Source organism: Paenibacillus haidiansis (assembly GCF_036553665.1).
Classification (GTDB): domain Bacteria; phylum Bacillota; class Bacilli; order Paenibacillales; family Paenibacillaceae; genus Fontibacillus; species Fontibacillus haidiansis.
In genome coordinates this window covers 437,713-460,609 of the sequence record NZ_JAZHPZ010000003.1, presented here as the reverse complement: position 1 = coordinate 460,609, position 22,897 = coordinate 437,713, and the positions used below count along the sequence as shown (strand labels likewise).

Here is a 22,897-nt window from a genome sequence, read left to right as displayed (position 1 = left end):
ACTAAACAAAAAAAGACCGGCGACTTGAGCCCCCCTACAAATAAGGAGGCATGACTAAAGAATGAACCCGAAATGGTGGAAAGAGAGTGTGGTATATCAAATCTACCCGATCAGCTTCATGGACTCGAACGGGGACGGCATCGGCGATCTGCGCGGAATTATATCCAAGCTGGATTACCTGAAGGATCTCGGCGTCGATGTGATTTGGGTATGCCCGATATACAAGTCACCGAATCATGACAACGGTTATGACATCAGCGATTACTGCGACATTATGGCGGAGTTCGGCACGATGGAGGACTTTGATCTCATGCTGAAGGAGATCCATCTGCGGGGCATGAAGCTTGTTATGGATCTTGTCCTGAATCATACCTCGCACAAGCATCCGTGGTTTCTCGAGTCGAGGCGGTCGAAGGACGATCCCAAGCGGGACTTCTACATATGGCGCAAAGGCAAAAACGGCGGTCCGCCGAACAACTGGGAATCGTATTTCAGCGGCTCGGTCTGGGAGTATGACGAGCAAACCGACGAATATTATCTTCATCTATACTCCAAATACCAGCCCGATTTGAACTGGGAAAATCCGCAGGTGGTCGAGAAGCTGCACGAAATGGTCGCCTGGTGGCTGAAAAAAGGGGTGGACGGCTTCCGCTTCGACGCCATCGCCCATATCGTCAAGCAAAAAGGGCTGCCCGACGCCGATAATCCGCATCGGGCGCCGACGGTGCGCGCCTATGAGATGTTTTCCAACCTGGAAGATGTTCACACCATGCTGCAAAACTTGTACGATAAGGTGCTGTATTTTTACGATATTATGACCGTTGGCGAAACCTCGGGCCTGGGGCCGGAGCAGGCGCTGGATTACGTGGGCGACGGGCGGCGCGAACTCAATATGACGTTTCAGTTCGAGCACATGTTTCTGGATGCCGCTTCCGCCGGCAGCGGAAAATGGGATGTCGTCCCGTGGAGCTTGATCGAGCTTAAGAAAATTATGACTAACTGGCAGACCGTTCTGCACAACCGGGGGTGGAACGCCAACTATTTATGCAACCACGATCAGCCCCGCTCGGTATCGCGTTTCGGCAATGACATGGTTTGCCGCGTCCCGTCCGCCAAGATGCTGGCGACATTCATTCATACGCTGGAGGGTACCCCGTATATTTACCAGGGCGAAGAGATCGGCATGACCAACGTCGCGTTCGATTCGATCGACGATTACCGGGATGTCGAAACGTTGAATTATTATGAGGAGCAGCGGATGAACGGCGTCCCGGAAGAGGAAATCATGAAGGCGATCCACAAAAAAAGCCGGGACAACGCCCGGACGCCGATGCAGTGGGACGGGACCGAGCACGCCGGATTTACGACGGGAACTCCCTGGCTCAGGGTCAATTCCAACCACATGGAGATCAATGTAGTCAACGCGGTCAAGGATCCTGACTCGATCTTCCATTATTACAAAAAGCTGATCGCGCTGCGCAAACAGCATAAGGTGATCGTTTACGGCGAGTATAAGCTATTGCTGCCGGAACACGAGGAAATTTACGCCTATACCCGAACGCTGGAGAACGAGCGGCTGCTGGTCATCTTGAACTTCTTCGGCAAAGAGCCGATGTTGGAATTGCCGGATGAATTCAATCCCGACGGGATTGAACTGCTGATATCCAACTACGAGCCCCGGAAAGGCGAAGATTTCCGGAAGCTGAAGCTTCGGCCGTATGAGGCGCGCGTCTATTTGCAGCGGCTGTGAGGCCTAAACCTACGGAAAGCCCAAGCCTTAGGCGGTTTCGGTAGCCACCGCGCTTTTCCTGGTGATAAAATGAAGTTACTGGAAAAGAATGTGAGGTGACCTTATGAAAAGAGTGCTGGACTGCCGGGCCTCGGATTTCCGGCAGATGGGCCGGGAGCAGCTCAAAGGGGCCATACTCGCGGCGGAAGGCCGCACGGTCATGGCCGAGACGGTCGTCGTCTCGCAGCCCTTGCTGCCGGAAATTACGAACGCGGAGCTGGCGAAGGCGTTCGGCGCCGACCTGATTTTGCTGAATGTGTTTGACGTCTTTCGGCCCGAGGTGAAAGGAATCGTCCCGTTCAATATGTTTATGCCTGGCAGCGGGGAGCAAACGATCGCGAATCCGATTGCCGAGATCAAACGGCTGACCGGATTGCCGGTCGGGATCAATCTGGAGCCGGTGGACGACTCGGCGGACGCGGTGGAAGCGCTCGCCGCGCTGCCGGAAGGACGCCGCGCCACGGCCCGAAGTCTCGCCAAGGCGCGGGAACTGGGCTGCGATTTCGTCTGCCTGACCGGCAATCCGAAGACCGGGGTGACGTATGCGCAAATCCTGCAGGCGATTGACACCGCGCAGCGGGAGTTCGGCGGCCTGATCATCGCCGGGAAGATGCACGGGGCGGGGACGCGCGGCTCCGTCCTCGACCGGGAGGCGGCTGTTGCTTTCGCCGAGGCGGGCGCCGACGCCGTGCTGCTGCCGGCGCCGGGAACCGTGCCGGGCGCAAGGGAGGCGGAGCTTGCGGACATCATCGCCGAGGTCAAGAATAAAGACGCTTTGGTGCTGGCCGCGATCGGCACGAGCCAGGAGGGAGCCGACGAGGACACCGTGCGTTCCATCGCGCTCAGCGCCAAGCGGGCGGGCGCCGATATGCTGCATATCGGCGATGCCGGATACGCCGGAATGGCCAATCCGGAGAACATTATGGCCCTGTCCGTGGCGATCCGGGGACGCAGACATACGTACGTCCGCATGGCCGCTTCGCCATTGAGGTAGCGGAAGATGAAGATCGGGGTATTATCGGATACGCATATGCCGCGAAAGGCAAAGACGCTTCCGCCGCCTTTGGTCAAGGCTTTTCGCCGGGCCGATTTGATCATCCATTTGGGCGACTGGACCTCGCTCGAAGTGCTTGATCAGCTTGTCGCCCTGGCTCCGGTAGAGGGGGTGGCGGGAAATAACGACCCCGCGGACATCGTCCGCCGGTTTGGCTATCACAAGGTGCTTACGCTCGGATCGGGCCGCTTGCAAATCGGCCTGACCCACGGCTTTTTGCCGGAAGGCCGGGGAACCGCCAAGGACAAGGCGCTGCGCACTTTCGAAGGCCGGCCGCTTCATGCCGTATTGTTCGGCCATTCGCACCAGCCGCTGCTGGAGAAGAAGGATGGCCTGCTGCTGTTTAATCCGGGCTCGCCGACGGACAGACGAAGGGCGCCGAAATATTCCTTCGGAATACTGGAGGTCAGCGCCTCCGACATTAAGGCTAAACATTACTTTTTCGACTCGAAGACTTGAGAGCCCGATTTTGGGCTCTTTTTTCATGCTTACAGCGGATAAACCGATTGACGGATAATTGACCACCATTTAATATAGGAATAATACAGCCGCTGAGCGGGTGAAGGAGATTGGCGCCTTCTCGCTTTAATACTTTTATCGATAAAAGCGGTAACAGGTTTATGCTTTCATGGTTTAAATGACCATACGACAATGTTTTCATGATGAGAGAGGGGTTATGCAAAATGAAAATGGGGAAAAAAATGAGCATGTTGTTGGCGGTGACCGCATTGCTGATCGGCGTTATCGGCTGCGGAAACAATGGAAACGGAGCGGGGAACGAAGGCTCCGCGAGCGGAGGAAACAATGCTTCCGGGGACTCGGCTTCTTACAAAATCGCGATTTCGCAGTACGTTGAGCATCCTTCCTTGGACGCTACCCGCCAAGGGTTCATGGACGCGCTGATCGATGCGGGACTCGTGGAAGGCCAGAACCTCACGGTTGACTATAGCAACGCGCAAGCGGATTCAACGAACAATATGTCGATCGCGCAAAAAATCGCCGGCGAGAAGTACGACCTCGTCCTCGCGATCGCGACGCCTCCGGCGCAAGCCATCGTAGGCCAAGTCAAAGAATCGCCGATTCTGTTTGCGGCGGTTACGGACCCGCTCGACGCCAAGCTCGTCGATAATCTCGATCATCCGGGCGGCAATGTATCCGGCGCCTCCGACACGAATCCGGAGGCGATTACGAAGCTGATGGACTTCATCGCCGGGAACTTCCCGGATGTGAAAAATGTCGGCGTCGTGCTCAATCAAGGCGAGCCGAACGCTGTCGTCATGACCGGGATTGCCGAAGAGGCGCTGGCCAAACACGGTATTAAGGTAGTCAAAGCATCGGTAACCAATACTTCGGAAGTGAAGCAGGCCGCCGAATCGCTGGTCGGCCGCGTGGATGCGCTCTATATCACGCTGGATAACACTGTCGTCGAGGCCGTAAATACGGTTATTAAAGTGGCGAACGATAACGATCTTCCTTTCTTCTCCGCCGACCGGGATACGGTGGAAGCCGGGGCGTTCGCAACGGTCGGGTTCAAATACTATGACCACGGTTACCAAGTCGGTCAAATGGCGGTGGATGTGCTGAAGAACGGCAAAAAAGTCGGCGACATGAAAATTACGGTTCCCGACAAGCTGGATTTCATCCTGAACCTGAAGGCTGCCGCGGAGCAAGGCATCGAAGTGACCGATGCGATGAAAGACCAGGTGCAGGACAAGGAAAACAATCTGATCGAATAGTGATTGGAGGGTTTGGCTTAATTTTAGGAGGTTAATCAACATGATGAACTCATTACTCGGGGCCCTGGAATCCGGTCTGATCTACGCGGTCATGGCGCTTGGCGTCTACATTACGTTCCGCATTCTCGATTTCCCCGATTTGACCGTGGACGGAAGCTTCACGACCGGCGGCGCGATCGCGGCGGTGATGATCACGGGAGGCTCCTCCCCCTGGATCGCCACGCTCGCCGCGTTCGCAGGCGGGTTGATTGCCGGAGCGGTGACGGGGCTCCTTCATACTAAAGGAAAGATCAACGGACTGTTATCCGGCATTCTGATGATGATCGCGCTCTATTCCATTAATATGCGGATTATGGGCAAGCCGAATGTCGGGCTGCTCGGCGAGGATACGGTATTCAGTTCGGTTTCGCCGCTGCTGATCATGCCGTTTATCGTTATCCTCGTGAAATTGCTGCTCGATCTGTTTCTGCACACCGATTTGGGGCTGGCGCTCCGGGCTACCGGCGACAACCAGCGGATGATCCGCAGCTTCGGCACCCATACGGACAATACGATCATTCTTGGACTTAGTTTGTCCAACGGTCTGGTGGCGCTCTCGGGAGCGTTGATCGCCCAGCAATCCGGCTTTGCCGACATTTCCTCGGGGATCGGGATGATCGTGATCGGGCTTGCTTCGGTCATTATCGGGGAAGCGATCTTTGGGGCGAGAACGGTGTTCTTCGCCACCTTGGCCGCCGTGCTCGGCTCCATCGTCTACCGGATCGTCGTCGCGCTCGCGCTGCGGATCGAATGGCTGGAGCAAACCGACTTGAAGCTGATTACGGCCGTCATCGTCGTCTTCGCACTCGTTCTGCCATCCATCCGCAGGACCTATAAACAGAAGAGCCTCGCCAAGAAGCGCTCGCTGGAATTGGTCTCGCCGCCCGGACAACAAAATGTGGGAGGTGAGCTCTAATGCTGCAGCTATCCCATGTGTCCAAACTGTTTCATCCCGGTTCACCCGACGAGAAGATCGCGCTGGTCGACGTGAACCTGCACCTTCGCCCCGGCGACTTCGTCACAGTCATCGGGAGCAACGGGGCGGGCAAGTCGACGCTGATGAATATGATCTCCGGCGTCTTGAAGCCGGATACGGGTCAAATCCTCATCGACGGCAACGATATTACTGAGCTGCCGGAATACCGGCGCAGCCGCTGGATCGGCCGCGTGTTCCAGGACCCGATGGCCGGCACCGCGCCGCATATGACGATCGAGGAAAACCTCGCCATGGCTTACAAGCGGGGGAAATCGCGGGGCCTAAGCATCGGAGTGAACGCGGGGCGCCGCGGTATGTTCCGCGAGCAGCTCAGCCGCCTTGGCATCGGCCTGGAAGACCGGCTGAAAGCGAAGGTCGGGACGCTGTCCGGCGGGGAACGGCAGGCGCTCAGCCTGCTGATGGCGACGTTTACGGAGCCGCAGATCCTGCTGCTCGATGAGCATACGGCCGCGCTTGATCCGGCGCGTGCGGAGCTGGTTACCCGGCTCACGCAAAATATCGTCAGCGAACTCAAGCTGACAACGCTCATGGTGACGCATAATATGGAGCAGGCGATCCGCCTCGGCAACCGCCTGATTATGATGGACGGCGGACGCATTATTCTCGATGTGGATGACGAAACCAAGCGGGATTTGACGATGGAGCGCCTGATCGGCGAGTTCGAGCGGATTAGCGGCCATAAGCTGTCCGACGACCGCGTGGTTCTCGGCTCCTGATGAAACACCGAAGCCTATTGCCTGAACGGATGAACCCTTACCGTTCGGCAATAGGCTTTTATAATCCGATTTGGTCAAAATAAGGGCCCAAAATGCCCTTATTTTGCTGCCCCGGGTACTTTTTACGGAAATAGCGGTGAAAAAGACTCTTATTTCTGCTGAATCGCGGTAAATTGCTGCATTTTAGTCTCATTTGGTTCAAATAAGGGCGTAAAATACCCCTATTTTGAAGTCGGGGGCATTTTTTGGGGTAATAGGGGTGTTTTAGGCCGCTATTTCTCGCTATATGAACAAAAGAACACCGCCGATTGATTTCGGTTGGTGCTCTTTTCCTGGCTTGTCTCCCCGTCGATGTGAAATTTATTCTTATCGTACCCGGACACTTGGGTCGCGGCGAATTCCGTCTCTCAGCATCCAGGAGTGCAGCGCGTATTCAAATACGCCTAATATGATTACGGTCGACAGGATTTCACCCAGCGACATCGTCCATCCGGCATTGGCGGAGATGGCCCAAATCAGCGCAAAGGCGAGTACGGCGTCGGTCAGCGTCGCGACGATATTGCTTGTCCTTGGCAAAACGAACAGATCGCCGAACAAATACGCCACGGCCGTCAAGGCGATCGCGGTCAGAAGCGAACCGATAAAACTGGCATTGCTCAGCATCAGCAACATAGCCATGACAATGACTCCGTTACCCAGAAGCTTTACCAAAATTTTATCCATCTTTTCACCTCCCCCCGGGCTTGCAAATGCAAATGAACTTATAAATAGGTTCTCCCCGATCTTTAACGCGTATGCATCCGAACGAAACCGCCAATCCGGAAAAACGCCTCTTCGATATGATTCATTAAGCGCCCGGTCCATGCTATAATCAGAAAACGGAGGGGATGATCCAATGATTCTAGAGGTAGCCGAACTGCGGGTAAAACCCGGTTGTATCAATGATTTTGAAAGCAATTTCCGTAAAGCTTCCAAAATTATTGCGCAAATGCCGGGGTATATCGGTCACGAGCTGCATAAATGCGTGGAGACGGCCGATAAATATATGCTGTTTGTAAAATGGGATTCAATCAAGGATCATGAGATCGGCTTTAGAACATCGCCCCAATATGAAGAGTGGAAAGCGTTATTGCATCATTTTTATGATCCTTTCCCGAAGGTGGAACATTATGTCCAAATCAGAAATTAAAGACTACACGATCGAAGACGCGAAGCCGGAAGACTTAAGCGAGATCGTGGCGATTTATAATGAAACGATCGCCGGCCGGATGGTCACGGCCGATTTGGAACCGATCACCGTCGAAAGCCGGCTTGGATGGTTCGAGGAGCATTCCCCGGATTATCGTCCGCTGTGGGTGATGCGGTCCGGAGGGAAGATCGTCGCCTGGTTAAGCTTTCAGTCTTTCTACGGCAGACCCGCCTATCGGGCCACGGCGGAAATCAGCATTTATATTTCAAGCGACTATCGATCCAAGGGAATCGGAAGCATTTTACTGAAGCATGCTCTTGAGGCTTGCCCGGCGATCGGGGTACAAACGCTGCTCGGTTTCGTCTTTGCCCATAATGAGCCCAGCCTGTTTCTGCTGCGCAAATTCGGTTTTGAAGAATGGGCGTTTCTGCCGCGGGTGGCGAACCTGGACGGCGTGGAGCGAGACTTGGTCATTTTGGGGAAACGGGTATCCGAGAACGTAACGGATGGAGAAGAGCTTCATTGAACGAATGGATTGAACAAATAACCGGGTGGCTGCTCGCGGTCACCGGCATCGAGGGTTTCGGGATCCTGCTCATTACGATTCCGCTTGCCTTATTGCAGGGTACGATCGGATTTTTTCCCTTCGCCACGATCGTCATGCTGAACATCTCCGTACTGGGCGTGATGAACGGGCTGCTCGCCAGTTGGATTGCCGGATCGGTCGCCGGGATGGCCGTCTATTTGCTTTGCAAATTTATGTTTGCGGACTGGTTTAACCGCAGATGGCTGTCCAAGCTGCAAAAATACGAACGCTGGCAGCAGAGCCTGAACCGTTACGGCGTGTGGGCCGTAATCTTTTTGCGGACGGTTCCGATTATGCCGAATAATCTGATCTCATTCATGTCGGCGGTATCCAACCTAAAGACGCATTCCTATACCTGGTCCAATATCGTCGGCAACCTGTCGAGCATTTGGCTGTTCGGGATTCTCAGCGCATCGATTATATTTCCGGGGGAAGACCTGCGTTTGCTGATTTTGTCGTATGTCTTGTTCCTGCTGATGCTGCTCGTTTTGTTCTTTGTGAGACAACGGTCCATGATGAAAAAAGACGGCGGTATGACCGCCTAAGTTCCGTCATTAGGTTTCTCCGACAGACGGCCATGCATAACCTGCCTGCTCAGGGTTCATGTTAGAAAATGAGTTTTCGTGACCATGATTTTACCTTGAGGGAGGAGCCGCTTTGGCAGTTCAGCAGGAAAGAAAGATGGAAACAGACTACGGAGATCCTGCCGTAACCGGGGGGATCTCCGTTTTTTCACAAGAATTTGACGAAGTGTACCGTTATGACGGCGACGATCTCGGCGCGCTCTATACCCCGGAGCGCACCTCGTTCCGGCTGTGGGCTCCTACCGCCTCCGAGGCGAGGCTCCGATTGTATCCGGCCTGGGACAGCCCCGATTACGAGGAGTTACCCATGACGAGGGAGCGGTGCGGGACTTGGGCGGCCGAGGTGGAGCATGATCTGCAAAATACGTTCTATACGTATTATGTGCGGGTGGGGAGGAGCTGGAACGAGGCGGTGGACCCGTATGCCAAGGCGGTGGGCGTCAACGGGGACCGAGGGGTAATTGTGGATTTGACGAAGACGAATCCGGAGCGGTGGACGGTGGAGAAGCCGCAGCTTGCCGCTCCTACGGACGCGGTGATTTACGAGCTGCATGTCGGCGATTTCTCGGTCCATCCCGAGAGCGGAATCCGCTACAAAGGACAATACCTGGGCCTGGCCGAAACCGGAACCCGAGGCCCTGGGAATCTCCCTACGGGACTTGATTATTTAAAGCAGCTGGGGATTACTCATGTTCAATTGCTGCCTGTCCAGGATTACGCCAAGGCGAGCGTGGACGAAATCCGCACCGCGACCGGTGTAGGGAAGGATCAGTACAATTGGGGCTACGATCCCAAAAATTATAATGTGCCCGAGGGTTCCTATGCGAGCGATCCTTTCCTCCCGGCGCTGCGCATCACCGAACTGAAGCGGGCCATCCAAGCCATGCACGACCACGGTCTGCGGGTCATTCTGGACGTGGTATACAACCATATCTATGATGGATATATCGCTAATTTGTCCAGGCTTGTCCCGGGTTATTATTTGCGGTACAAGCCGGACGGAACGTTCTCGAACGGGTCGGGCTGCGGCAACGACTGCGCGTCGGAGCGGCCGATGATGTCGAAACTGATCGCCGATTCCGTCGTCTATTGGGCGGCCGAGTACCATGTGGACGGGTTCCGCTTCGATTTGATGGGTTTGCTGGATGTGGACACGATGAATGAAATCCGCCGCCGATTGGATGCTATCGATCCTTCGATTCTCCTGCTCGGCGAGGGCTGGATCATGGACACCGAATTGCCCGCGGAACGCCGGGCGAATCTTCTGCAGGCGGCGCGGATGCCGGGGATCGCCCATTTCAACGGCGAGCTGCGCAATGCGCTGAAAGGGGAAGTGTTCACTCCCGAGCAGCCGGGATTTATAAGCGGCCGGGCGGGGCTGGAGAGGGAAATTCAAACCGGCGCGGCCGGCAGCATTCATTTTAACGCGAACATTCGCGGCTTTGCGCGAGAGCCGGCGCAGACCGTTAATTTTGCCGAATGCCACGACAATCACACGCTCTGGGACAAGCTGGCTTATTCGGCACCGAAGGCGGGCGATGCCGAACGGAGGCGGATGCACCGTCTGGCTACGGCCATCGTCTTGACCAGCCAGGGAATCCCGTTTCTTCATGCCGGGCAGGAGTTTCTCCGCACTAAGGGCGGTCTCGACAACAGCTTTCGCGCTCAGGCCGAGGTAAACCGCCTGGACTGGGGCCGCCGCGCCGAATATCGGGATGAAGTGGAGTATGTAAGGAGTCTGATTGTCCTCCGCAAGGAGCATCCCGCATTCCGGCTCAGGACGGCGGAAGCGATCCAAAGGCATCTCAAGTTCGAGCCCGCGGCGGAACGCGCGGTGGCGTACACGCTTAGGGATCATGCCGGCGGGGATCGGGCGCGGCATCTTTATGTTCTGTATCATGCCGCAGCAGATAAGTGCATTTTCCCCTTGCCGGAGTTAGGGGAATGGCAGATTATTTTCGGAGAGGATTTGACGGATGGCGTGAATTGTTCGTCCGGGAAGCTCGTCGTAAACGGGATCGGCATGATCGTACTGGCCGTTTGGTAAACCCGTGATCACAGATCGACAGGATCTGTGATTTTTTGTGAGAAAAGACTAGCATTTTTGCTAAAATAAGATGCAAGCTATTGCATAAAGAGAATATATCAGGATGAGTGGGGGAGTACAGATGTCTACTGCAGAAGCGGCGACAAAGCCGAAGCAGCGCAAGCTGCTGGTGAGCGCCGGCCTCAGCTGGATGTTCGACGCGATGGATGTCGGCATCATTTCGTTTATCGCAGCCGCGCTCGCGGCGGAATGGAGTCTTACGCCGCAGCAAACCGGCTTTTTTACGAGCATTAATTCGGTCGGCATGGCGTTCGGAGCGGCGATCGCCGGGATCATGGCCGACAGGTACGGCCGCAAGGCGGTACTGCTTTGGACGCTGCTGATTTTTTCCATCGCCAGCGGATTATCCGCGGTCGCCACCGGCTTTGCCATGCTGTGCGTGCTGCGTTTTATCGCCGGCTTCGGTCTCGGCGGTGAACTGCCGGTGGCTTCGACACTGGTTTCCGAGTCCGTGGCGGCCAAAGACCGGGGAAGAATGGTCGTATTGCTTGAAAGCTTCTGGGCCGCCGGGTGGATTCTTTCCGCCTTGATCGCCTACTTTGTCATTCCGGATTACGGTTGGCAGGCCGCCTTTCTGATTTGTGCGATTCCTGCGCTGTACGCACTCTATTTGCGCAAATCGATTCAAGATCCGCCGCGTTATCTCGAGAAGATGGCGAAAAGCCGGGAGAAGAAGCTGACCGTCCGCGAACGGTTCGTCTCGGTATGGAGCCGCCCGCACAGACGCTCGACGATCATGCTGTGGATCCTATGGTTTACGGTCGTATTTTCCTATTACGGCATGTTTCTGTGGCTGCCCAACGTGATGATGCTCAAAGGCTTCAGCTTGGTAAAGAGCTTCGAATATGTGCTGATCATGACGCTGGCTCAGCTGCCGGGGTATTTCACGGCCGCCTATTTTATCGAGAAATTCGGCCGCAAATTCGTCCTGGTGGTGTACTTGCTCCTGACGGCGGCCAGCGCCGCCTGGTTCGGCAACGCCACCACCGAAGGCATGCTGATTCTGGCCGGGATCTGCCTCTCCTTCTTCAATTTGGGGGCTTGGGGCGGCATGTACGCGTACACACCGGAATTGTATCCGACCCGGGTCCGTTCCACGGGCGTGGGGCTTGCCGCTTCCTTCGGCCGGGTCGGCGGCATCATCGGGCCTTATTTGGTCGGTATGCTCGTGGCCCGCGAGGTGTCGATCGGCGCGATCTTTTGGATCTTCTTCATTACGGTCCTGATCGGCGCTGTGGCCGTTCTGCTGCTGGGCACCGAAACGAAGGGCAAGGAATTAATCGACTAAATCAGGGACGAATGAGCAAAAATAAAACTCCACGGCGCTTCCCGCAGCAGGGAAACCGTGGAGTTTTGCGTTTATTTATTTCAAATCGGCCGTATCCAGGCTTTCTCCCGGTTTAAGCGCATGCCCGACGATTCCCGATTTTTGCAGCGCGGCGGCAAAGGCGTCGCCGTTCTGGGCAATGCCGCCGAAAGTATTGTAATGGACGGGAACGACATGCTTCGGATGGAGCCATTCCGCGGCGGTCAGCGCGTCTTCGGGCCCCATGGTGAAGAAATCGCCGATCGGCAGGAAGGCGAGGTCGATCGGGCGGCGGTCTCCGATCAGCTTCATATCGCTGAACAAGGCGGTATCCCCGGCATGGTATACGACGAACCCGCCAAGGTCGAGCACGATTCCGGCGGCCACGCCCAGATAGATGTTCGTTCCGTCAACCTGTACCGAAGAGCTGTGCAGCGCGGGGGTGAACGTCAATTTGCCGAACGGGAAATTGAACGATCCGCCCAAATTCATGCCGACGGTCTTCAGGCCCTTGGCGGCGAAAAAGTCGGCCAGCTCCACGATCGCGACGATCGTAGCCCCGGTCCGCCGGGCGATCGCTTCGGCATCGCCGATATGATCGGAATGTCCATGGGTGAGCAAAATGTAATCCGCCCGGATGTCTTCGGCTTGAACCGCGGCCGCCGGATTTCCCGTCAGAAACGGGTCGATGATCAGCCTGACATCGCCGGTATCGATGTGCACGGAAGCATGTCCCAAAAAAGTAAGCTTCATTAATGATCACTCCTATGGCAATTTATGCGTTTCCATTCTATTATATCGGTATAGACTCCTTAAGTCATATGTTGATGGGTTGAAAAGAAAGTGAAAATAATCACGTACCAAGGAGGAAAGGTATGACATCTGCATTATTGGACCGACTTAAAGAAGAGAAGATCGTCGCCATTTTGCGCGGCGTACCGAAGGAACGGGGGGATGCCGTCGCCGGGGCGCTGTCGAGAGGCGGTATCGTTTTCACGGAAGTTACAATGAATACGGAAGGCGCTCTGGACATGATCTACAGCTGGCGCGAGAAATTCGGCGAGCGGATGCGGATCGGAGCTGGAACGGTTCTCGACCTCGGGGCGGCGAAAGAGGCGGTCAGAGCGGGGGCAGAGTATCTGATTTCTCCTCACCTCGACGAGAAAGTCGTGGATTACGCGCTTGCGCAGGGCATCGGCGTGTTTCCCGGGGCGATGACGCCCACGGAAATCATCGCGGCCTGGAAGGCGGGAGCGACGGCCGTCAAGCTGTTCCCGATGGCGACGCTGGGGGTTGGATATTTGCGGGAGGTCCGCGCCTCTCTGAGCCATATCCCTATGCTCGCAACAGGCGGCGTACGTCTGGATAACATCCGCGAGTTTCTGTCCGCCGGAGCGACGGCCGTAGGACTCGGCGGGTACTTGGTGAACCCGGCCCTGGTTAGAGAAGGGCGGTACGAGACGATCGTGCAGAATGCGGCGGATTTGGTTCGGGCCGTAAAATCGTATAATGAAGTGACAGCCTAAAGCGAAATGAAATTCAAAGTATCAACGAGCTATATCGCGATTTAAAGAGATCGAATTCCATGAAAGCGCAATGAATTCGATTTATCGGCCATCGGGTGCGGCTTTTTGACGGTGGTATGACTTTACAGTAACTCCGGCCGGAGTTATGATTCAATCCATGATAACAAATAAACACCATCTGGATCGCTGAATTTCCCGGTAAGGGAAAACGGGGGAACCACCAAACACGATGCCTGCGGTTGGATGAACATTTTCACCATAAGCGGCCGTGTATTTCGTTCACTTCTTCAATGTGAGAGTTGAAGCGGGGACGAAATTGGGGTGAATCCCGGACGGAAAGCCATGGATCTTTCGTCCGGGTAGGGCGACTCTCACCGCCCGAATCCGACAGCTAACTTCGTAAGCGTGGATGGAGAGAGGATGAGTGACTGCGACCGCAACCATTACCGGCCACAGAGCGCTTCTATGCCTCTGTGGTTTCTTATTGCCTAAAATGAAAATAAAATGAAACATTTTTGCAATAACAAGCATTTTTTCGCTGAATTCCGAGTTTTTCGGAAACGGGGGAACCACCGAAACCAGGGGCCCGAACATATGGGCCAAGATGTTTCATTGGGGTGAATCGCCGGGAAGGCTATCGTCTTCCGGCGTAGGGCGACTCTCACGCCCGAATCCGGCAGCTAACCTCGCAAGCGTAAGGAGAGAAGCAACCGCCATAAAGCTGACCACGGCTTATTTTGCCGTGCGTCGAAGCCGCTTGGAAGGGTTCTTCCTTTCCTGCGGCTTTTTTTGCGCCTTGCTCTCCACATTGAAGGAGGAAGAATCGTGGAGGATGATTGTATACTCGTGGCCGCTCCGAACAGGGCCGGCCGGAATTTTGCACTGCTGCTTGTTTCCCGTGGGCGGAAGGTTGTCGTTCTGGTCAACAACAAAGCCGACGAACAGCAGGCCGGGAAGCTTGGCGCAACCGGAATCATCCGGGTAAAAACGGATGAGGAAAAAACTTGGGTGATCCCTGAATATGCGTTTAAATGCGCCTTTATTTTTGAAACGAGCTTGACTTTGACCTGCAGGTATTTGCAATTATGCCGCCGGTGGACGACCGGGCCGGTAATCGTCATTTCGCCGCACCGCCATCCGCGGATGATATACAAGGGGCTGGGAGCCACCTATATCATCCACTCCGCCACAGGCGAGGTGGGATTTCTGGCGAACGGCCTTCCGGATAACGAAGAGGAGTAGGGAGAACTGTCATGCTGAAAATCTATATGATTTCGGAAAGAGAGGGAACACGCCATGATGGTGGTCGGCATCGTTATACTGTTTTTGTTTCTGTATCTCGTCTATGCCTTGCTTCATCCGGAGAAATTTTGACTTAACCTTTTAGTCCAATACTTGAGGGGGATCCCGATGGATTTTTTGCAAATGCTCATAGTAATCGGAGTGATCGTCCTACTGGTGAAGCCGGTAGGCACTTATTTATATTATGTTTTTTCAGGAGAACCGAATCGGACCGACAAAATATTCGGCGGAATTGAACGATTTATTTATAAAGTGGCGGGATACAAACGCCTCGAAGGAATGAGCTGGAAAAAATACGGATTCAGTCTGATAGCGACCAACCTCGCGCTGATCGCGGTCAGTTATTTGATTTTGCGGATACAGCAGGTTCTGCCGCTGAATTCGAACAAGATGGAAGCGATGGAGCCGACGCTGGCGTTCAATACGGTCATCAGCTTTATGACGAATACGAACCTGCAGCATTACAGCGGGGAATCGGCGCTGTCCTATTTCTCGCAAATGGCGGTCATCACGATGATGATGTTTACCTCGGCCGCGACCGGCTTGTCCGCGGCGATGGCTTTCATCCGCGGGTTGACCCGGCGGGGGAGCACGGTCGGCAATTTTTTTGAGGATTTGGTTAAAGCGCATGTTCGCGTCTTTCTGCCCGCCGCTTTACTCGTCACTTTAGTACTCGTGGCGCTGCAGGTCCCGCAGACGCTGGACCCGACGCTGACGGTGCAAACGCTGGAAGGCGCTGTGCAGAAGATTGCGGTGGGGCCGGTCGCTTCATTGGAATCGATCAAGCATCTCGGCACGAACGGCGGCGGATTTTTCGGCGTCAACTCGGCCCATCCGTTTGAGAATCCGAACGGGCTGACCAACGCCGTCGAAATATGGTCGATGTGGGTTTTTGGCGCCGCCCTGCCGTATACGTTCGGGCTGTTCGCCAAGAACAAAAAACAAGGCTGGGTCATTTTCTCGGCGATGATGATTCTGTTCCTGGTCTTCCTATCCACGGTTTACTTCTCCGAAAAAGCGGGGAACCCGGCGCTGGAAGTGCTCGATATCGACGCCTCGCAGGGAAGCATGGAAGGGAAGGAAGTCCGTTTCGGCATCGCCGGCTCTTCATTGTTTACAACGGTCACGACGGCGGCCACGACAGGGTCGGTCAACAATATGCACGATACGCTGACGCCGCTCGGCGGGCTCGCCGCGCTGGCGCAAATGATGCTGAACGTCGTTTTCGGCGGCAAAGGCGTCGGGTTAATGAACATGATCATGTATGCCATCCTTGGCGTATTTATCTGCGGTCTGATGGTCGGGCGCACTCCGGAATTTATGGGGCGCAAGATCGAAGCGAAGGAAATGAAGCTGATTGCGATCGCGATTTTGGTCCACCCGTTTATCATTCTGGTGCCGACCGCGGTCAGTCTGATCACCGATTTGGGGTACAGCGCGGTTACAAACCCGGGATTCCACGGATTAACCCAGGTGCTGTACGAATATACTTCATCGGCCGCGAACAACGGGTCCGGCTTTGAAGGATTAGCCGACAATACGCCATTCTGGAATATAACTACCGGACTGGTCATGCTCTTCGGCCGATACGTATCGATCATCGCCCTGTTGGGAGTGGCGGGGTCTTTGATGAGCAAGGAACCGGTGCCGGAAACGATCGGGACGCTGAAAACCGACAATAAGCTGTTCGCCGGCATATTGATCGGAACCGTGCTGCTGATCGGCGCGCTGACATTTCTGCCGGCGATCGCGATGGGGCCTGTAGCTGAATTCTTGACATTAGGATAGCGAAAAGAGGGGTTTAGAATGTCCGACAAACGAAAAGGAAAGTTATCAGGGCCGATTATACGCAAGGCGATGCTGGATAGCCTGGTCAAATTGAACCCGGTCACAATGATGAAAAATCCCGTGATGTTCGTGGTGGAAATCGGCATGGTGCTCGTGCTGCTGCTCCTGCTGTTTCCGGGATTCTTTGGCTCGCGGAGCGGATTCGGCTTTAATTTATCGGTATTTTTGATTCTGCTGGTTACGATGCTGTTCGCCAACTTTGCCGAAGCGCTCGCCGAGGGCCGGGGCAAAGCGCAGGCCGATTCTTTGAAAAAAACGAAAAAGGACGTGACCGCGAATAAGCTTGTCGGCGGCCATGTCAAGTCCGTTGCCGCAAGCGAGCTGCGCAAGGGCGATATCGTCGTCGTCGCGCAAGGAGAGATGATCCCCGGCGACGGGGAAATCATCGAAGGGATCGCGTCCGTCGATGAATCCGCGATCACGGGGGAATCCGCCCCGGTCATCAAAGAGGCCGGCGGCGACTTCAGCTCGGTGACCGGCGGTACGCTCGTCGTGAGCGACCGGATCGTCGTGCGGATTTCAAGCGATCCCGGCGAGTCGTTCATCGACCGCATGATCGCGCTCGTGGAAGGGGCGCAGCGGCAAAAAACGCCGAACGAAATCGCGCTAAGCACGCTTCTTACCGTGCTGACGCTGATCTTCCTGATCGTGGTCGTCACCCTGAAGCCGATGGCGGATTATTTGAACATTCATCTGGAAATTCCCGTGCTCGTGTCGCTTCTGGTCTGCCTGATTCCGACGACGATCGGCGGGCTGCTGTCGGCGATCGGGATCGCGGGGATGGACCGGATTACCCGGTTCAACGTGCTCGCCATGTCCGGTAAGGCGGTGGAAGCGGCGGGGGACATCAATACGATGATCCTCGATAAGACCGGTACGATCACTTACGGAAACCGGATGGCTTCCGAATTTATTGCAGTCGGTCAAGAGAAGGAAAGCGATCTGGCCGCATGGGCCGCGGTTTCATCGCTGCAGGACGATACGCCGGAAGGGCGCTCCGTCATCGACTATGCGAAAACGAAAGGATTCGGATTCGATAGGGGTTTAGCCGATGGCGGCGGGATTGTTCCGTTCCAGGCGGAGACCCGGATGAGCGGGATCGATCTTAAGGACGGCCGGCGGGTGCGAAAAGGCGCGGTGGATGCCGTCCGGGAATGGGTTCTCTCCGATGGCGGCGTCATTCCCGCCGATTTGGAGCAAAAGGCGAGCCGCGTCGCCTCCGAGGGCGGTACGCCGCTTGCGGTGGCGGTCGATAACCGCATTCTCGGGGTTATTTATTTGAAGGATACGGTGAAGCCGGGAATGAAGGAACGTTTTGAGCAGCTGCGGAAAATGGGGATCAAGACGATTATGTGTACGGGCGACAATCCGCTGACCGCCGCAACGATCGCCCGGGAAGCCGGCGTCGACGATTATATCGCGGAGAGCAAGCCGGAGGACAAAATCGCCGTCATCCGCCGCGAGCAGGCGCAGGGCAAGCTGGTGGCGATGACCGGCGACGGCACGAACGACGCGCCGGCACTGGCCCAAGCCGATGTCGGCTTGGCGATGAACAGCGGCACCGTCTCGGCCAAAGAAGCGGCCAACATGGTCGATCTGGACTCCGATCCGTCGAAGATCATCGAGGTGGTCGCGATCGGCAAGCAGCTCCTGATGACGCGCGGGGCGCTGACCACGTTCAGTATCGCCAACGATATCGCCAAATACTTTGCCATTATTCCGGCCATGTTTATGCTGGCCGTTCCCGAAATGAACGCTCTAAATATTATGGGGCTCGGGTCGCCGTTGTCGGCGGTGTTGTCGGCGCTGATCTTCAACGCGGTCATCATCCCGCTGCTGATCCCGCTGGCGATGCGCGGCGTTACGTATAAACCGATGAGCTCGCAGCGGCTGTTGTCGCGGAATTTGCTGGTTTACGGTCTTGGCGGCGTCATCGCGCCCTTTATCGGAATCAAGCTGATCGATCTGATCGTTCATTTATGGATTTAATCGTTACTAGACCGGCCAAAAGGCCGATTATCCCAATCACCGAAAGGAAGTTGTTTTCATGACTCAGGACACAGATACAAAAAGCGATTCTTTGCTGGTGTTCACCGGTTCCACTCTTTGGGCCGCGCTGCGGTTCAGCCTGATTCTGATCCTGCTTTGCGGCATTATATATCCGCTGGCCAGCACGGGCCTGGCTCAGCTGTTGTTCCCTTCTCAGGCTAATGGCAGTCTGGTGAAGGACGATGAGGGGATCATCGTGGGCTCCGAGCTCATCGGCCAGTCCTTCACCGATCCGAAGCTGTTTCAGGGGCGCGTATCGAGCATCGACTACAATGCCGATGCCTCCGGCTCCAACAACTACGCGCCCTCCTATCCCGAGTTGATCGAGCGGATGCAGGAATCGGCGAACAGTTGGACGGCGAACAATCCCGAGGTGCCCGTCGGCTCACTGCCCGTCGATTTGATCACCAATTCCGGTTCCGGGCTTGATCCGCATATCTCGCCGAAATCCGCCGCAGTGCAGATTCCGCGGATCAGCAGCCTTACCGGACTTCCGGAAGCCGAGCTGCAAGCCTTGGTCGGGGACGCTACGGAAGGCCGAGATTGGGGTGTGTTCGGCGAGCCGCGGATCAATGTGCTCAAGCTTAACTTGGCTTTGCAACAAAAAATCGCCGAACTGAATCCATGATTGGAGAAGCTTCATAAATGACGACCTATCGAAGAAAAACGCCGGAGGAACTGCTCGAATCGATCGAACGGCTCCGGCGGGGAAAATTCAAAATACTGGTCGGCGCAGCCAGCGGAACAGGCAAGACGTATCATATGCTGCTGGAGGGGCAGCTGCTTAAGGCGCGCGGCATCGATGTCGTGATCTGTGCGGTCACGACATCGCGGCGCCCGGAAACGGTGCAGCAGCTGGAGGGGCTGGAGAGAATCCCCAGCATTCACTGGCAGAAAGACGGCCGGGAGAGGAAGGACCTGCCGCTAGAGGAGCTTATTAAGCGGGATCCCGAAGTATTGCTGGTCGACAATTTGGCTCACCGCAACCGGAAGGGGGCCAAATTTGCGACCCGGCTGGAAGATATTTTATTCTTGCTTAAACACGGCATCAGCGTGATCACCACCATAAACGCTTACGAGCTGGCGGGGGCGGATGAATTCGCGCTCCGGCGGGCCGGAATCATGGTAGAGGAGACCGTCCCTCCGCATACGCTGGATTTGGCCGACGAGGTCCGCCTGATCGACGTTGCGCCGGAGACGGTCATGAAGCGGATCGAGGACGGATCGCTGGGCGACGCGGTCCATCCCTCGATCTGCAGGCGGGACAATCTTGCCGTATTGCGCGAGCTGTCGCTTCGGCTGGTGGCGGAAGGCGTCAACGATCTGCTCAACCGCCACCGCGAAGCGGAAGGCCTGCTCGGGCCATCGGGCGCGACGGAACGGATTCTTGTCGCGGTGCAATACCATTGGAACGCGTCGGTATACATCCGGAGGGGCCAGCAGATTGCCAAGCGGCTGGGCGGCGATTTGTTCGTCGCCAGCTTCACGAGGCCCGGATCCAAATTAACGAAGGAGCAGGAATCCTTTAAGCGCTCGGTCGTCAAATTATGCCGGAAAATCGGCGCCGAATTTCATGAATGGCCGCTGACCGGGCGGCGGAGCTTGCCGGATAAGCTGGCCGGTCTGGCCTCCAGGCTTGGGGTCACGCGGATTGTGATGGGGCATTCCAAGATGAGCCGGATGCAGCAATGGCGGAAAGGCTCGGTCATCGACGGTCTTTTACGGAAGCTGACCCATACCGACCTGTTCCTTATGGCCGATTCGGCCGATGCGGAAGGGGAGCGGATCATGCCGGTCCGCAGAAGAGCCGATGAAGGAGAAGCGGGGAAAACGTTCCGCAGATCTTCCGCGGCGGAAATGACGCAGCAAGCCGAACGAATGAGAGGGGGCAGCTTCAAGGTCTATATCGGAGCCGCCCCGGGGGTCGGCAAGACGTACACGATGCTGCGGGAAGGAAACGTGCTCAAAGGCAAAGGTGTGGATGTGGTGGTCGGACTGATTGAAACTCACGGGCGCAAGGAGACGTTGGAGCAGCTCGGCGGGCTTGAGGTTGTTCCTCGGCGGAACGTGGAATATAAGGGGGTGCTGCTGGAAGAAATGGACACGGAGGCTATCCTCCGTCGCGGTCCGGAGCTTGTATTGGTCGATGAGCTGGCGCATACGAATATTCCGGGCAGTCCGCACAGGAAGCGCTACGAGGATATTTTGCGGATATTGCAGGCCGGGATTTCGGTCATCACAACGGTAAACGTACAGCATTTGGAGAGTCTGAATGATGCGGTGGAGCAGGTTACGGGGGTGAGAGTCAGGGAAACGGTACCCGATGAGCTGCTCCGGCGGGCCGATGAGGTGGAGCTGATCGACGTAACACCGCAAATGCTGCAGCAGAGACTCAGTGAGGGCAAGATCTACGCTTCGGCCAAAGTGGAACAGGCGCTGCAATCCTTCTTCAAGATCGGCAATCTGATCGCGCTTCGCGAGCTGGCGCTGAGAGAAATCGCCGACGATGTCGACGAGCGCCTGGAATCGTGGGACAGAAGCAATTCGCTGCGCGGACCGTGGCGAAGAAAAGAACTGATCTTCGTTTGCGTGGACCTGGGGCCGAGCGCCGAACGGATCATCCGTCACGGATTCCGGCTGGCCTATAGACTGAAGGCGGAATGGCATGTCGCCTTCGTTGGGACCTCCGGGGGTGAGGCCGGCGAACGGCCGGACGTGCAAAAACTGAAAAAATTGACCGAGCGGCTCGGCGGACAATTCGATTTGCTGTACTGCAAGGCGCGGCGGGAGATTGCCGATAAGCTGCTGGCCAGAGCGGAGGAGCTTGGCGCGACCCAGCTCATTATGGGGCAGCCGCGAAAATTACGCCTTCGCCGTTTGGGCTATTCCCGTTCCGTCACGCCGCGACTCATTTACAATTCCACATTGCGGGATTGTCTGATTGTGTCCCGTGCCCAATAAATAACCCCGCAAAGGGTGGCTAGGCTCTTAAAGCCTGACCGAACCTTTGCGGGGACTTTTATTACAGCGAGTCTCCCCGTTTCACCAGATCCATCCACCCTACGAGGTCATGGACGGCAATGCCTCCGAAGGAGGAGTGCGCGGAAGCCAGCTGCTCCAACTGGGCGAGCTGTTCATTCAATACTTCGCTGCCTTCTTCATAGAAGGTGATGAAATCGCCCTCCGAGGACGGTTTTGTTTCCACCCCGGTATGGACCTTCTTACCCAGCCGTTCGCCGTCGAGGAGTTCGCTCTTGGCCGCGTTGTAGATGGCGGCGGCATTGTCGCGGTAGGACATCAGGGTCACGGAATCGAAACGCGAAATCATCCAGGTGCTCAAGGTCTGATCGCCTTCGGGGACCTTATAATTGTCGAGCCAGAACGGAAGCGCGGCGGAAAGCGGAAGATCCAGAGGCTCCGCAAGCCCCTTCAGAAACTCGACATTTTCCTGCCACTGGCGGACTGTGCCGTTCATATCGGATTTCCACTCCGGAAGCAGGTATGGCTCGATATCGACTTGGATGCCATGGAATTGTTCTGCGGGTGCCGCCGTTCCTTGATAATCCGCCACCCATTTAATGAACGATTCCAGCTTCGGTTTCCCGTAGGACAGCGCCCAGTCGGGTGCTCCGTTCAGCGCGTGAACTTCAATTCCTTTCGCACTGGCTTCGGAAATGAAGCTTTTATAGGAATCAAGCCCGACTTTTGTGCTGATTTGCAAATAAATAATATCGATTCCCTGGGATGCGGAGAAATCCAGCAGTTCGTCGGGCTGGGTTTGAATAAGCTGCGTATGCCAAAGCCAGGTGCTTCTGACCGAGTCCGGATACGTAGTTCCGTTATCCTGGGCATGGACGGCAAGGCTTCCGAATAAGGAGAAAGTTATCAAGCAAGCAATGAGAACAAGAGATTGGCGGAGATGGGTGCCGGTTTTCACTAAGAAGTACACTCCTTTAGATAGTTAGGTATAAAAATTGGGTAAATACAAACAAAAGGGGACTAGGAACAGCGAATGACTAAAAAACGAGGAGTCTCAAACTTTGGCCGCATCTCTTCCTTCCTGGAAACA

21 protein-coding genes and 2 riboswitches are annotated in these 22,897 nt (G+C 55.7%); of the genes, 18 read left to right on the top strand and 3 right to left on the bottom strand.

Features of this window, described 5'->3' with window-relative positions; translation table 11 throughout:
* Positions 1 to 61 precede the first annotated feature (61 nt).
* The 6 genes from V3851_RS09225 (at position 62) to V3851_RS09200 (ending at position 6,331) form a co-directional block, all read left to right on the top strand.
* Positions 62 to 1,750, top strand: coding sequence for a glycoside hydrolase family 13 protein (locus tag V3851_RS09225; protein ID WP_331846233.1), 1,689 nt, complete (start codon positions 62 to 64; stop codon positions 1,748 to 1,750).
* A 103-nt stretch (positions 1,751 to 1,853) separates the two neighbouring features.
* Positions 1,854 to 2,783, top strand: coding sequence for a DUF7916 family protein (locus V3851_RS09220; protein WP_331846232.1), 930 nt, complete (start codon positions 1,854 to 1,856; stop codon positions 2,781 to 2,783).
* Positions 2,784 to 2,789: 6 nt separating this feature from the next.
* Positions 2,790 to 3,302 carry a metallophosphoesterase family protein gene (locus V3851_RS09215; RefSeq protein ID WP_331846231.1) on the top strand — a complete coding sequence of 171 codons (513 nt, stop codon included), beginning with the start codon at positions 2,790 to 2,792 and terminating at the stop codon, positions 3,300 to 3,302.
* 230 nt (positions 3,303 to 3,532) lie between these two features.
* Positions 3,533 to 4,579, top strand: a complete 1,047-nt coding sequence (locus tag V3851_RS09210) for an ABC transporter substrate-binding protein (protein WP_331846319.1) — start codon at positions 3,533 to 3,535, stop codon at positions 4,577 to 4,579.
* 40 nt (positions 4,580 to 4,619) lie between these two features.
* On the top strand, positions 4,620 to 5,534 hold the full coding sequence (locus tag V3851_RS09205) for an ABC transporter permease (RefSeq protein WP_331846230.1): 915 nt from the start codon (positions 4,620 to 4,622) through the stop codon (positions 5,532 to 5,534).
* Entirely contained in the window at positions 5,534 to 6,331 is a 798-nt protein-coding gene (locus tag V3851_RS09200) for an ABC transporter ATP-binding protein (protein WP_331846229.1), read from the top strand. The genes V3851_RS09205 and V3851_RS09200 overlap by 1 nt, the downstream gene beginning before the upstream one ends.
* A 366-nt stretch (positions 6,332 to 6,697) precedes the next feature.
* Here the strand turns inward: V3851_RS09200 and V3851_RS09195 are convergent, their stop codons facing one another.
* Positions 6,698 to 7,054, bottom strand: a complete 357-nt coding sequence (locus V3851_RS09195; protein WP_331846228.1) for a DUF2512 family protein — start codon at positions 7,052 to 7,054, stop codon at positions 6,698 to 6,700.
* Between the two features lie 172 nt (positions 7,055 to 7,226).
* Here V3851_RS09195 and V3851_RS09190 point away from each other — a divergent pair, with 172 nt between their 5' ends.
* From V3851_RS09190 to V3851_RS09170, 5 genes are all read left to right on the top strand, one after another.
* Positions 7,227 to 7,520, top strand: a complete 294-nt coding sequence (locus V3851_RS09190) for an antibiotic biosynthesis monooxygenase family protein (RefSeq protein ID WP_331846227.1) — start codon at positions 7,227 to 7,229, stop codon at positions 7,518 to 7,520.
* Positions 7,501 to 8,046, top strand: coding sequence for a GNAT family N-acetyltransferase (locus V3851_RS09185; protein ID WP_331846226.1), 546 nt, complete (start codon positions 7,501 to 7,503; stop codon positions 8,044 to 8,046). The genes V3851_RS09190 and V3851_RS09185 overlap by 20 nt, the downstream gene beginning before the upstream one ends.
* Positions 8,043 to 8,651: a TVP38/TMEM64 family protein gene (locus tag V3851_RS09180; RefSeq protein ID WP_331846225.1), complete on the top strand. Its 609-nt coding sequence runs from the start codon at positions 8,043 to 8,045 to the stop codon at positions 8,649 to 8,651. The genes V3851_RS09185 and V3851_RS09180 overlap by 4 nt, the downstream gene beginning before the upstream one ends.
* A gap of 112 nt (positions 8,652 to 8,763) precedes the next feature.
* Positions 8,764 to 10,737, top strand: a complete 1,974-nt coding sequence (pulA, locus tag V3851_RS09175; protein ID WP_331846224.1) for a type I pullulanase — start codon at positions 8,764 to 8,766, stop codon at positions 10,735 to 10,737.
* A 121-nt stretch (positions 10,738 to 10,858) separates the two neighbouring features.
* Positions 10,859 to 12,085 (top strand): MFS transporter, encoded by a 1,227-nt coding sequence (locus V3851_RS09170; protein WP_331846223.1) that lies wholly within the window; start codon positions 10,859 to 10,861, stop codon positions 12,083 to 12,085.
* A gap of 75 nt (positions 12,086 to 12,160) precedes the next feature.
* On the opposite strand, the gene V3851_RS09165 is transcribed toward V3851_RS09170, so the two are convergent.
* Positions 12,161 to 12,856, bottom strand: coding sequence for a metal-dependent hydrolase (locus V3851_RS09165; protein WP_331846222.1), 696 nt, complete (start codon positions 12,854 to 12,856; stop codon positions 12,161 to 12,163).
* Positions 12,857 to 12,978: 122 nt separating this feature from the next.
* Between V3851_RS09165 and V3851_RS09160 the strand changes: the two genes are divergently transcribed.
* The 7 genes from V3851_RS09160 (at position 12,979) to V3851_RS09135 (ending at position 21,789) form a co-directional block, all read left to right on the top strand.
* Entirely contained in the window at positions 12,979 to 13,629 is a 651-nt protein-coding gene (locus V3851_RS09160; RefSeq protein ID WP_331846221.1) for a bifunctional 4-hydroxy-2-oxoglutarate aldolase/2-dehydro-3-deoxy-phosphogluconate aldolase, read from the top strand.
* 174 nt (positions 13,630 to 13,803) lie between these two features.
* Positions 13,804 to 14,051: riboswitch (cyclic di-AMP (ydaO/yuaA leader) on the top strand.
* A gap of 104 nt (positions 14,052 to 14,155) precedes the next feature.
* Positions 14,156 to 14,338, top strand: a riboswitch (cyclic di-AMP (ydaO/yuaA leader).
* 116 nt (positions 14,339 to 14,454) lie between these two features.
* On the top strand, positions 14,455 to 14,871 hold the full coding sequence (locus V3851_RS09155) for a hypothetical protein (protein ID WP_331846220.1): 417 nt from the start codon (positions 14,455 to 14,457) through the stop codon (positions 14,869 to 14,871).
* A gap of 54 nt (positions 14,872 to 14,925) precedes the next feature.
* Positions 14,926 to 15,003 carry a K(+)-transporting ATPase subunit F gene (kdpF, locus tag V3851_RS26955; RefSeq protein WP_414859287.1) on the top strand — a complete coding sequence of 26 codons (78 nt, stop codon included), beginning with the start codon at positions 14,926 to 14,928 and terminating at the stop codon, positions 15,001 to 15,003.
* 36 nt (positions 15,004 to 15,039) lie between these two features.
* Positions 15,040 to 16,719, top strand: a complete 1,680-nt coding sequence (gene kdpA, locus V3851_RS09150; RefSeq protein ID WP_331846219.1) for a potassium-transporting ATPase subunit KdpA — start codon at positions 15,040 to 15,042, stop codon at positions 16,717 to 16,719.
* Between the two features lie 18 nt (positions 16,720 to 16,737).
* The gene (gene kdpB / locus V3851_RS09145) at positions 16,738 to 18,768 is read left to right on the top strand and encodes a potassium-transporting ATPase subunit KdpB (protein WP_331846218.1); all 2,031 of its coding nucleotides are present in this window, start codon (positions 16,738 to 16,740) and stop codon (positions 18,766 to 18,768) included.
* Between the two features lie 58 nt (positions 18,769 to 18,826).
* The gene (kdpC, locus tag V3851_RS09140) at positions 18,827 to 19,456 is read left to right on the top strand and encodes a potassium-transporting ATPase subunit KdpC (protein ID WP_331846217.1); all 630 of its coding nucleotides are present in this window, start codon (positions 18,827 to 18,829) and stop codon (positions 19,454 to 19,456) included.
* Between the two features lie 17 nt (positions 19,457 to 19,473).
* Complete coding sequence (locus V3851_RS09135; RefSeq protein ID WP_331846216.1) at positions 19,474 to 21,789, top strand: histidine kinase; 2,316 nt, start codon at positions 19,474 to 19,476, stop codon at positions 21,787 to 21,789.
* A gap of 61 nt (positions 21,790 to 21,850) precedes the next feature.
* Here V3851_RS09135 and V3851_RS09130 read toward each other — a convergent pair whose 3' ends face one another.
* Entirely contained in the window at positions 21,851 to 22,765 is a 915-nt protein-coding gene (locus V3851_RS09130; RefSeq protein WP_331846215.1) for a hypothetical protein, read from the bottom strand.
* Between the last annotated feature and the right edge of the window lie 132 nt (positions 22,766 to 22,897).